Raw genomic sequence first — 10730 nt, forward strand, 5'->3', positions numbered from 1 at the left:
GGATGTTCATGATTTTGCGCGCTGCGCTGTTTCTGTCGCTTGCAGGCTTGCTGGCCGGTTGCGTGACCACCGGCGGCATGAAAGATCCGCTCAGCACGGAAGAAGGGCGTAATCAGGCGCGGGATGCCTATATCCAGCTGGGTATCGGTCTGTTGAACCAAGGCACTACGGAAAAGGCCAAGGAGCCCCTGAAGTCTGCCCTTGAACTGGATCCTTCCAGTGCCGAGGCGCATGCAACCTTGGCCGTGGTGTTCCAGCGCGAGATGGAATCCAAGCTGGCGGAAGAGCACTATCGCAAGGCAATTTCTCTGAGTTCGGGTGAGTCGCGCATACTGAACAACTATGGTGGCTTTCTGTTCGAGCAGAAGCGTTATCAGGAGGCCTACGATATTTACCTCAAGGCTTCCGAGGACACGCTCTACTCCGAGCGCTCCCGGGTTTTCGAGAATCTGGGTTTGACCGCTTTGCAGCTGGGCAAGCGCGATGATGCCGAGCATTATTTCGAGCGTTCTTTGCGCTTGAACAGTCAGCGCCCAGTGTCTCTGCTGCAGATGGCCCAGCTGAATTTCGACAAGAAACAGTACGTCCCGGCGCGTAGTTACTACGAAGGTTTCAGTCAGCTGTCTGGACAGACACCACAGAGCCTGCTGCTGGGGATCCGACTGGCCAAGGTGTTCGATGAGCGTGATCTGGCTGCCAGCCTTGGTCTGCAAATGAAAAGACTCTATCCGGGCACCCCGGAATATCAGCAATACCTGTCGGAGCAGTGATGAAGACGTCGCATCCCGAAGCAGTAGCGGCGAGTCGTGTCAATCCGGGCGATACCCTGCGCCAGGCTCGCGAGAGCAGGGGCTGGGCGCTGGCCGAGGTGGCGGCACAACTCCATTTGACCGAGCAGGCCCTGCATCAGCTGGAGACCGGCGCTTTCGACAAGCTGCCGGGCCATACCTTTGCACGGGGTTACGTGCGTGCCTATGCCAAGTTGCTGGGGATGGATCAGGCGCCGCTGGTCCGCGACTTCGACCAGTTCACCGGCAGCGATGCCAGCGGCAGCAGCGTGCACAGCCTGGGTCGTATCGAGGAGCCGGTACGGCTCTCGCAGAGCATCCTGAAAATCGTCAGCCTGTGCCTGTTGCTGGCCTTGGGGGCCGGGGCATTCTTCTGGTGGCAGGCCGGTGCCGGCAAGGCCAGCCTGGTGCCCGCCGACCTGGGGCTCGAGCATGTCGAGGTCGAGGGCGCGGATGGCACGACCGAGATTCATCCGCTGGGTGAGCTGGAAGACCAGGCAGTCGCCGCGGCGCAAACGCCCGCCGAATTGCCGGTGCCGGTATTGCCCGGAGAGCAGGCCGGTGTGCCGGAGGCTGCTGTGGCCCCCGAGGGCGCCAGCGCCATCCCGACTGTTGTCGATACACCAGTGGCTGCTCCAACTCCTGCTACGACCTCCGTGGTTCCCGCGGTAACGCCGCCGTCGGTTGCCGCGCCTGAAGCATCCGCCCCGGCATCCCCTGCGCCTGCACCCGAGGCGCCGCTCAGCCCTGCGGCGCCGGCCGCCACCCCGCCGGTGGCGCAGACCCCGGTCGAGCCGGTCGCAGCTGTCGTGCCGGCCGCCGGCGAGGTCAAGGTCCACCTGCAGTTCACCGCCAACTGCTGGACCCAACTCACCGATGCCAATGGCAAGGTGCTGCTCAGTGCGTTGAAGCGCCGTGGCGAAAGCGTCGAACTGGTCGGCAAGGCCCCGCTGGAGCTGCGCCTGGGCTATGCCCGTGGTGCGGAGGTGCGCCTGGATGGTCAATTGGTCGATCTGGCCGCCTTCACTCACGGTGAAACCGCTCGCCTGAAGCTGGGTCAATAGACATGCATTGCGAATCTCCGATCAAACGTCGTCTGTCCCGCAAGATCTGGGTCGGCTCGGTACCTGTGGGTGGCGATGCGCCGATCTCGGTGCAGAGCATGACCAACACCGATACCTGCGACGTGGCCGCCACCGTCGGCCAGATCCTCCGCCTGGAAGAAGCCGGCGCCGACATCGTCCGAGTCTCCGTGCCGGACATGCAGGCCGCCGAGGCCTTCGGCAAGATCAAGCAGCAGGTGCATGTGCCGCTGGTGGCCGACATCCACTTCGACTACCAGATCGCCCTGCGCGTGGCCGAGCTGGGTGTCGACTGCCTGCGCATCAATCCCGGCAATATCGGCCGCGAAGACCGCGTGCGCGCGGTGGTCGAGGCTGCCCGCGACAAGGGCATCCCGATCCGCATCGGGGTCAATGCCGGTTCGCTGGAAAAGGACCTGCAGAAGAAATACGGCGAACCGACCCCGGAAGCGCTGGTCGAGTCGGCGCTGCGTCACGTCGAGCACCTGGACCGCCTGAATTTTCCCGACTTCAAGGTCAGTGTGAAGGCTTCCGACGTGTTCATGGCCGTCGAGGCCTATCGCCTGCTGGCCAAGCAGATCGAGCAGCCGCTGCACCTGGGCATCACCGAGGCCGGCGGCCTGCGCTCCGGTACCGTGAAGTCGGCGGTCGGCCTGGGCATGCTGCTGATGGACGGCATCGGCGACACCATCCGCATCTCCCTGGCCGCCGATCCGGTGGAAGAGATCAAGGTCGGTTACGACATCCTCAAGTCCCTGCGCCTGCGCTCGCGTGGCATCAACTTCATCGCCTGCCCGAGCTGCTCGCGGCAGAACTTCGATGTGGTGAAGACCATGAACGAGCTGGAAAGCCGCGTCGAAGACCTGCTGGTACCGCTGGACGTGGCGGTGATCGGCTGCGTGGTCAACGGGCCCGGCGAAGCCAAGGAAGCGCATATCGGCCTGACCGGCGGTACGCCGAACAACCTCGTCTATATCGACGGCAAGCCGGCGCACAAGCTGACCAATGAAAACCTGGTGGACCAGCTGGAAAAGCTGATCCGCCAGAAAGCGGCCGAGAAGGTCGAGGCCGACGCGGCCGTGATTGCCCGCGGCTGACCGCACTAAGGATTATTTGTGAGCAAGACCCTGCAAGCCATTCGTGGCATGAACGACATCCTGCCGGAGCAGACGCCGACCTGGCGCTACCTGGAAAACACCCTGGCGGGACTGCTGGATGGTTACGGCTACAAGGAAATCCGCCTGCCGGTGCTCGAGTTCACCGAGCTGTTCGCCCGCGGCATCGGCGAAGGCACCGATGTGGTCGACAAGGAGATGTACACCTTCCTCGACCGCAACGATGAATCCCTGACCCTGCGTCCGGAAGGCACTGCCGGTTGCGTGCGCGCGGTGCTGGAGCACGGCCTGACCGGCGGCGGCCAGGTACAGAAGCTGTGGTATGCGGGGCCGATGTACCGCTACGAGAAGCCGCAAAAAGGCCGCTATCGCCAGTTCCACCAGGTCGGCGTGGAAGTGTTCAACCTACCGGGGCCGGATATCGATGCCGAGCTGATCGTGCTCACCGCGCGCCTGTGGCAGCAACTCGGGCTGGCCGACTCGGTCACCCTGCAGCTCAACAGCCTGGGTTCCAGCGAGGCCCGTGCGGTTTATCGCGATGCCCTGGTGGCCTACCTCAAGGAGCGCTTCGAGCAGCTCGACGAGGACAGCCAGCGCCGCCTGACCACCAATCCGCTGCGCATTCTCGACAGCAAGAACGCCCAGACCCAGGCGCTGCTCGCCGATGCACCGACCCTGCATGATTACCTCGACGAGGAGTCGCGCGTGCATTTCGAGGGGCTCAAGGCGCGCCTGGATGCGGTCGGTATCCGTTACGAGATCAACCCGAAGCTGGTGCGTGGCCTGGATTACTACGGCCGCACCGTGTTCGAGTGGGTCACCGACAAACTGGGCTCGCAGGGCACCGTGTGTGCCGGTGGGCGCTATGACGGCCTGATCAGCCAGTTCGGCGGCAAGCCGACCCCCGGTGTCGGTTTCGCCATGGGCGTCGAACGCCTGGTGCTGCTGCTGGAGACCCTCGGCCTGGTGCCTGCGCATCTGCACAGCCCGGCGGATCTCTACCTGTGCGCCTTCGGCGAACCGGCCGAGCTGGCCGCCCTGGCCCTGGCCGAGCGCCTGCGTGACGCCTTGCCGGGCCTGCGCCTGGTGGTCAATGCCGGTGCCGGCAGCTTCAAGAGCCAGTTCAAGAAGGCCGACAAGAGCGGCGCCCGCTTCGCCCTGATTCTGGGTGAGGACGAACTGGCCAACCGCGTGGTAGGTTGCAAACCTTTGCGCGACGACAGCGAACAACAAAGCGTGAGCTGGGATGCGTTGCCGGAACATCTGGCCGCTTGTCTGGCGCAGGCCTGAAGCCTTCAAAGAATCAAGGAGTAACCGGGGTGAGCATGACCGAAGAAGAACAGATTGCGCAGATCAAGGACTGGTGGCAGCGCAATGGCAAACCCCTGCTGACGGGCGGCGCGCTGGCGCTGGCACTGGTATTCGGCTGGAACGCCTGGCAGAGCTACCAGACCAAGCAGGCGCAAAGCGCCTCGCTGATCTATCAGCAACTGCTGGAGACCAGCCTGACCGGCAGCGGCACTCCGGATGCCGGCAAGGTCGCCGAGCTGGCGGGCAAGCTGAAGAGCGAGTACGCCGGCACCCACTACGCCCAGTACGCCTCGCTGTTCGTGGCCAAGGTCGCCGTGGAAGCCGGCAAGCTGGATGATGCCGCCGCCGAACTCAAGGCCCTGAGCGACAAGCCGGTCGATGCCACCGTGGCCGAGCTGGCCCGTCAGCGCCTGGCCCGTGTCCTGGCTGCCCAGGGCAAGGCCGAAGACGCGCTCAAGCTGCTCGAAGGCGAAGCCGCCAAGGTCTGGCAGGCCAGCCGTGAAGAACTCAAGGGCGATCTGCTGGTGCAGCTCGGCCGGGCTGACGATGCCCATGCGGCTTACCTGAAAGCCAAGGCCGCTCTGGCCGACGACGCCGCCGTGGGCGGCCTGCAAATGAAACTCGACGACCTGGCGAAAGGGGATGCGTGACGTGATGCGCTGGAAGAATGCCGCCGTGCTGGCCCTGGCCGTTCTGGCCGTGGGGTGCAGCAGCAACAGCAAGAAGGAACTGCCGCCTGCCGAACTCCCTGAGTTCCAGGAAGAAGTCGAACTGCAGAGCCAGTGGAGCCGCTCCATCGGTGATGGCCAGGGCGAGCTGTACAACCTGCTGACTCCGGCCGTGGATGGCGAGCGCCTGTTTGCCGCCGATGCCGAAGGCCTGGTGATGGCCCTCGATCGCCTGAATGGCGACGTGTTCTGGAAAGTCGATCTGGAGCTGCCGGTATCCGGCGGCGTCGGTGCCGGCTACGGCCTGGTGCTGGTCGGCACCCTGAAAGGCGAAGTGATTGCCCTCGACGCCGGCTCCGGTGAAGAGCGCTGGCGTGCCCGCGTGACCAGCGAAGTGCTGTCCGCTCCGGCGACCAATGGCGACGTGGTGGTGGTGCAGACCCAGGACGATCGCCTGATCGGCCTGGATGCCAGCACCGGCGAACAACGCTGGATCTTCGAGAACAGCCCGGCCGTGCTGACCCTGCGCGGTACCAGCAGCCCGGTGGTGACCAACCGCCTGGCCATCGCCGGCCTGTCCACCGGCAAGGTGATTGCCCTGGATATCCAGCGCGGCATTCCGGTGTGGGAGCAGCGTGTGGCCGTGCCGCAAGGCCGTTCCGAGCTGGAGCGCGTGGTCGACATCGACGGCAGCCTGCTGCTCTCCGGTGGCACCCTGTATGTGGTGACCTACCAGGGCAAGGTGGCCGGTATCGACATCGAAAGCGGGCGCCAGCTGTGGCAGCGCGAGGCGTCCAGCTACGTGGGCCTGGCCCAGGGCTTCGGCAACGTCTACGTCAGCCAGGCCGGTGGCAGCGTCGAGAGTATCGACGAGCGCTCCACCTCGGCCCTGTGGAACAACGATGCCCTGGCCCGTCGCCAGCTGTCTGCGCCGGAAGTGTTTTCCAGCTACGTCGCAGTCGGCGATCTGGAAGGCTACCTGCACCTGCTGAGCCAGGTGGATGGCCACTTCGTCGGCCGCAAGAAGATTGACGGTGACGGTCTGCGCGCCCGTCCGCTGGTGGTGGGTGACTGGATCTACGCCTACGGCAACAGCGGCAAGCTGGTCGCGCTGACCATCCGCTAAGCTGTTTTGCAATGTCCGGCCGCTGCCGTCCTACGGCAGCGGCCTTTGTGTTTTCTGGATTTAGCTGTGGAGGAGCCCAATGGTTCCGGTAATCGCCCTGGTGGGCCGCCCCAACGTGGGCAAGTCGACCCTGTTCAACCGCCTGACCCGCACCCGCGATGCCATCGTCGGCGACCTGTCGGGCCTGACCCGCGACCGTCAGTATGGCGAGGCCAAGTGGGAAGGGCGCAGCTACATCCTGGTCGATACCGGCGGCATCACCGGTGACGAGGAGGGCATCGACGAGAAGATGGCCGAGCAGTCGCTGCTGGCCATCGAGGAAGCCGACGTGGTGCTGTTCCTGGTCGACGCCCGCGCCGGCCTGACTGCCAGCGACCAGATGATTGGCGAGCACCTGCGCAAGCGCAACAAGCGCAGCTACCTGGTGGTGAACAAGATCGACAACATCGATCCGGACATCGCCCGCGCCGAGTTCGCCCCGATGGGCATGGGCGAAGCCCTGCCGATCGCCGGCGCCCATGGCCGCGGCATCACCCAGTTGCTGGAAGCGGCGCTCGGCGAGTTCCCCCGCGACGAGGACGACGGCGCCACCGACGAAGAAGTGGCCGAAGGCGAGGAAGCCACGCGCATTCCCGGCCCGAGCGAGAAGGATGGGATCAAGATCGCCATCATCGGCCGGCCCAACGTCGGCAAGTCGACCCTGGTCAACCGCATGCTCGGCGAGGAGCGCGTGGTGGTCTATGACCAGCCCGGCACCACCCGCGACAGCATCTACATCCCGTTCGAGCGCAACGACGAGAAGTACACCCTGATCGACACCGCCGGTGTGCGCAAGCGCGGCAAGATCCACGAGGAAGTGGAAAAGTTCTCGGTGGTGAAGACCCTGCAGGCGATCAAGGACGCCAACGTGGTGATCTTCGTCATGGATGCCCGCGAAGGCGTGGTCGACCACGACCTCAACCTGCTCGGCTTCGCCCTGGAGGCCGGTCGTGCGCTGGTCATCGCGCTGAACAAGTGGGACGGCATGGAGCCGGGCGAGCGCGACTACGTGAAGACCGAGCTGGAGCGCCGGCTGTTCTTCGTCGACTTCGCCGACATCCACTTCATTTCCGCCCTGCATGGCACGGGCGTGGGCAACCTGTACAAGTCGGTGCAGGCCTCGTTCAAGTCGGCGATCACCCGCTGGCCGACCAACCGCCTGACCCAGATCCTCGAGGATGCGGTGCAGGAGCACCAGCCGCCGATGGTCAGCGGTCGGCGCATCAAGCTGCGCTATGCCCACCTCGGTGGCGCCAACCCGCCGCTGATCGTGATCCACGGCAACCAGGTCGAGGCGGTGCCGAAGTCCTATACCCGCTACCTGGAAAACACCTACCGCCGCGTGCTCAAGCTGGTCGGCACGCCGATCCGTATCGAGTACAAGGGCGGCGAGAACCCTTATGAGGGTAAGAAGAACACCCTCACCGACCGCCAGGTGAACAAGAAGCGCCGCCTGATGAGCCACCACAAGAAGGCCGAAAAGAAGCGTCGCGACAAGAAGTAACCTTCGCCAGGCGTGCCTGTTTCCACCAGGCGGGTATCAAGGCGTAAAAGGGCGCAGAAGGCATAAGCTTCTGCGCCTTTTTCATAAGCGCGGCTGCTGCATCCGGCCATGACCATGGGCTATCCTCGCCGCTCGCGCCCGTCAGCAGGAAAAGGCCTGATGCTCACCAGCAAGTTGCCGCATGTCGGCACCACCATCTTCACCCGCATGTCCCAGCTCGCCGTGGAAAGCGGCGCGCTCAACCTGTCCCAGGGTTTCCCCGATTTCGACGGGCCGCAGGCCCTGCGTGACGCGGTCGGCCGGCATATTGCCGCCGGGCACAATCAATATGCGCCGATGACCGGCCTGCCGGCCCTGCGCGAGCAGGTGGCGGCGAAGATCGCCCGTTGCTACGGGCGCCGCGTCAGCGCCGATAGCGAGGTGACCATCACCCCCGGTGCCACCCAGGCGATTTTCTGCGCGATCCAGGCGCTGATCCAGGCGGGTGACGAGGTGATCGTCTTCGATCCCTGCTACGACAGCTACGAGCCTTCCGTGACGCTGGCCGGCGGGCGCTGCGTGCATGTGCCGCTGGCCCTGCCGGACTTCGCCATTGACTGGCAGCGCCTGCAGGATGCACTGAGCCCGCGCACCCGCCTGATCATCCTCAACAGCCCGCACAACCCCAGCGGCGCCCTGGTCGGCGCGGCGGACCTGGAGCGCCTGGCCACACTGATCCGTGGCCGTGACATCTACCTGCTGAGTGACGAGGTCTACGAACACCTGGTGTTCGACGGCGTGCCGCACGCCAGCGTGCTGGCTCACGAGGAGCTATACCAGCGTGCCTTGGTGGTCAGCTCGTTCGGCAAGACCTACCACGTCACCGGCTGGAAGACCGGCTATGTGGTGGCACCGCCGGCGCTTTCCGCCGAGCTGCGCAAGGTGCACCAGTACGTCAGCTTCTGCGGGGTGACCCCGCTGCAGTGGGCGCTGGCCGACTTCATGGCCGAACACCCGGAGCATGTCAGCGAGCTGCCGGCCTTCTATCAGGTCAAGCGCGACCTGTTCTGCGACCTGCTGAGCGGCTCGCGCTTCGCCTTCACGCGCACCGCCGGCACCTATTTCCAGCTGGCCGACTACTCGGCGATCCGTCCGGAGCTGGACGATGTGGCCATGGCCGAATGGCTGACCCGCGAGCACGGGGTGGCGGCCATCCCGGTCTCGGTGTTCTACCAGCAGCCGCCGGCCGACCTGCGCCTGGTGCGCTTCTGTTTCGCCAAACGCGAGGACACCCTGCGCCAGGCCGCCGACAAGCTCTGCGCGGTGTAACCTGGCAGGGTGTCCCCAATGGTTTGAGGAGTTGCGATGAGCCATAAGCCCGATCTCGACGTGGCGCTGATCCAGACCGAACTGGCCTGGCAGGACCCGGCGGCCAACCGCGCGCACTTTGCCGAGCTGCTGGTCGAGGCACGCGCCGCCGACCTGGTGATCCTGCCGGAAATGTTCAGCACCGGTTTTTCCATGCACTCCTCGGCCCTGGCCGAAGCGGAGGACGGGCCGACCAGCGCCTGGCTGCTGGAGCAGGCCGAGCGCATCGGTTCGGTGATCTGCGGCAGCCTGATCATCCAGGTCGCCGATGGCAGCTACCGCAACCGCCTGCTGTGGGCGCGCCCGGACGGCAGCCTGGCCCATTACGACAAGCGCCACCTGTTCCGCATGGCCGGCGAGCACAAGCACTATGCCGCCGGCGAGCAGCAGGTGGTGCTGGAAGTGAACGGCTGGCGGGTGCGCCCGCTGATCTGCTACGACCTGCGCTTCCCGGTGTGGAGCCGCGATCCCGGCGGCACCGACCTGCTGCTGTACACCGCCAACTGGCCGGCCGCGCGGCGCCAGCACTGGAACCGCCTGCTGCCGGCGCGGGCGATCGAAAACCTGTGCTACGTGGCCGCGGTCAACCGTATCGGCAGCGACGGCAACGGCCACCCCTACAGTGGCGACAGCCAGGTGCTGGACTTCCAGGGCGACGCCTTGCTGGCGCCGGGCGAGGCCGGCGGGGTGTTCCGCACCCGCCTCAGTGCGGCCGCCCTGGCCGCCTATCGGCAGCGCTTCCCGGCACACCTGGATGCCGATCCGTTCAGCCTCGACGAAGCCTGAGCGGCGCAGGGCGCTACTGCTGCAGGTAGTGGTCGTAGATCTGCTGGTAGCGCCCGCTGCGTTTCAGCTGCTCGAGGCCGGCGTCGAAGTCGTCGCGGATCTGCCGGTCGCGAAACAGCGGGCGGTAATCCTCGGGATCTTCCTCGACGAAGTGGTGCAGTTCGGTGGCCTGGGCCTTGAACAGGCTGGTGCGTTCGAGCATCAGCTCGAAGTAGCGGAAGATGCTCTGGTCGCTAAGCACCACGTCGTAGCGGTCCTTGTTCAGACCGAGCACCTGCAGCTCTTGGTTGTTCTGCTCGAAGTACAGTCCGGCCTGCTGGGTCTGCGCCAGCCACTCCGGGTAGCGTTGCGCCGCCCCGGGAAAGGCCACCACGCTGAGGCCGCCCAGGTCCTGCGGGCGCTGGATGCGCAGCTGGCGCTTTTTCAGGGTGATGAACACGTTCTGGTAGATCACCGCCGGTTGGCCATAGTGGGCGCCGGCCTGGCTGAGATCCTGGCCCAGGTCGGTCATCGCCGCATCCACTTCGCCCTGGCGAAAGCTCAGCGGTACGCGCGCCAGCGGGTAGTAGTGCGGCTTGAGCCGGTGGCCCCTGAAGGCCAGGGCTTCACCGATGATCTCCAGCTCGATGCCACTGTCGCTTTCCGGGAAGCAGAAGGGCGGAATCTTCTCGCCGAAGGCCATCACCACCTCGACCGCGCTGCCGTGGCCGCTGCCGCCGAGCAGGGCCGTGGCCAGGACGAGGCGGGCCAGCAGGTTGGGCTTGCGCATCGTGGGGCTCTCCGTGTCGGCATGATGCTATGCAGTCTAGGAGCCGATGCCGGGGGGGGGGGGGGGGGAAAAAAAAAGGGGGGGGGGGGGCCCCCCTTGTGGGGTGGTGGGGGGGGGGGGGGGGGGGGGGGGCCCAAACCCCGCCACCGCCGGCGTTCAGGCGGCCCGGGCCCCGCCCGGGCCCCGGGCGCGGTT

General features: G+C 65.6%; 10 protein-coding genes. 9 read left to right on the forward strand and 1 reads right to left on the reverse strand.

Going from position 1 to position 10730, the window contains the following annotated elements; translation table 11 throughout:
- Nucleotides 1–8 precede the first annotated feature (8 nt).
- The 9 genes from pilW (at nt 9) to F3I16_RS11235 (ending at nt 9766) form a co-directional block, all read left to right on the forward strand.
- Nucleotides 9–770, forward strand: a complete 762-nt coding sequence (pilW, locus tag F3I16_RS11195; protein ID WP_160493699.1) for a type IV pilus biogenesis/stability protein PilW — start codon at nt 9–11, stop codon at nt 768–770.
- The gene (locus F3I16_RS11200) at nt 770–1852 is read left to right on the forward strand and encodes a RodZ family helix-turn-helix domain-containing protein (RefSeq protein ID WP_160493700.1); all 1083 of its coding nucleotides are present in this window, start codon (nt 770–772) and stop codon (nt 1850–1852) included. Before pilW ends, F3I16_RS11200 begins: the two co-directional genes overlap by 1 nt.
- 2 nt (nt 1853–1854) lie before the next feature.
- A complete protein-coding gene (gene ispG, locus F3I16_RS11205) occupies nt 1855–2967 on the forward strand; it encodes a flavodoxin-dependent (E)-4-hydroxy-3-methylbut-2-enyl-diphosphate synthase (protein ID WP_160493701.1) in 1113 nt (370 codons plus the stop codon).
- A gap of 18 nt (nt 2968–2985) precedes the next feature.
- A complete protein-coding gene (hisS, locus tag F3I16_RS11210) occupies nt 2986–4275 on the forward strand; it encodes a histidine--tRNA ligase (RefSeq protein ID WP_160493702.1) in 1290 nt (429 codons plus the stop codon).
- Nucleotides 4276–4310: 35 nt separating this feature from the next.
- Nucleotides 4311–4946: a tetratricopeptide repeat protein gene (locus tag F3I16_RS11215; RefSeq protein WP_160493703.1), complete on the forward strand. Its 636-nt coding sequence runs from the start codon at nt 4311–4313 to the stop codon at nt 4944–4946.
- Nucleotides 4939–6090, forward strand: coding sequence for an outer membrane protein assembly factor BamB (gene bamB, locus F3I16_RS11220; protein WP_160493704.1), 1152 nt, complete (start codon nt 4939–4941; stop codon nt 6088–6090). Before F3I16_RS11215 ends, bamB begins: the two co-directional genes overlap by 8 nt.
- A gap of 79 nt (nt 6091–6169) precedes the next feature.
- Nucleotides 6170–7633 carry a ribosome biogenesis GTPase Der gene (der, locus tag F3I16_RS11225; RefSeq protein ID WP_160082253.1) on the forward strand — a complete coding sequence of 488 codons (1464 nt, stop codon included), beginning with the start codon at nt 6170–6172 and terminating at the stop codon, nt 7631–7633.
- Nucleotides 7634–7792: 159 nt separating this feature from the next.
- Entirely contained in the window at nt 7793–8941 is a 1149-nt protein-coding gene (locus F3I16_RS11230) for a pyridoxal phosphate-dependent aminotransferase (protein ID WP_160493705.1), read from the forward strand.
- 36 nt (nt 8942–8977) lie between these two features.
- On the forward strand, nt 8978–9766 hold the full coding sequence (locus F3I16_RS11235; protein ID WP_160493706.1) for an amidohydrolase: 789 nt from the start codon (nt 8978–8980) through the stop codon (nt 9764–9766).
- A gap of 13 nt (nt 9767–9779) precedes the next feature.
- Here the strand turns inward: F3I16_RS11235 and F3I16_RS11240 are convergent, their stop codons facing one another.
- On the reverse strand, nt 9780–10535 hold the full coding sequence (locus tag F3I16_RS11240; protein WP_160493707.1) for an ABC transporter substrate-binding protein: 756 nt from the start codon (nt 10533–10535) through the stop codon (nt 9780–9782).
- Between the last annotated feature and the right edge of the window lie 195 nt (nt 10536–10730).

It is taken from the genome of Pseudomonas sp. L-22-4S-12 (genome assembly GCF_009799935.1).
Classification (GTDB): Bacteria; Pseudomonadota; Gammaproteobacteria; order Pseudomonadales; family Pseudomonadaceae; genus Aquipseudomonas.

Coding starts and splice junctions, on each gene's coding strand:
- F3I16_RS11230 (WP_160493705.1), top strand. CDS start 7,793: ATGCTCACCAGCAAGTTGCCGCATGTCGGCACCACCATCTTCACCCGC.
- F3I16_RS11215 (WP_160493703.1), top strand. CDS start 4,311: ATGACCGAAGAAGAACAGATTGCGCAGATCAAGGACTGGTGGCAGCGC.
- der (WP_160082253.1), top strand. CDS start 6,170: ATGGTTCCGGTAATCGCCCTGGTGGGCCGCCCCAACGTGGGCAAGTCG.
- F3I16_RS11200 (WP_160493700.1), top strand. CDS start 770: ATGAAGACGTCGCATCCCGAAGCAGTAGCGGCGAGTCGTGTCAATCCG.
- F3I16_RS11235 (WP_160493706.1), top strand. CDS start 8,978: ATGAGCCATAAGCCCGATCTCGACGTGGCGCTGATCCAGACCGAACTG.
- F3I16_RS11240 (WP_160493707.1), bottom strand. CDS start 10,535: ATGCGCAAGCCCAACCTGCTGGCCCGCCTCGTCCTGGCCACGGCCCTG.
- bamB (WP_160493704.1), top strand. CDS start 4,939: ATGCGTGACGTGATGCGCTGGAAGAATGCCGCCGTGCTGGCCCTGGCC.
- pilW (WP_160493699.1), top strand. CDS start 9: ATGATTTTGCGCGCTGCGCTGTTTCTGTCGCTTGCAGGCTTGCTGGCC.
- ispG (WP_160493701.1), top strand. CDS start 1,855: ATGCATTGCGAATCTCCGATCAAACGTCGTCTGTCCCGCAAGATCTGG.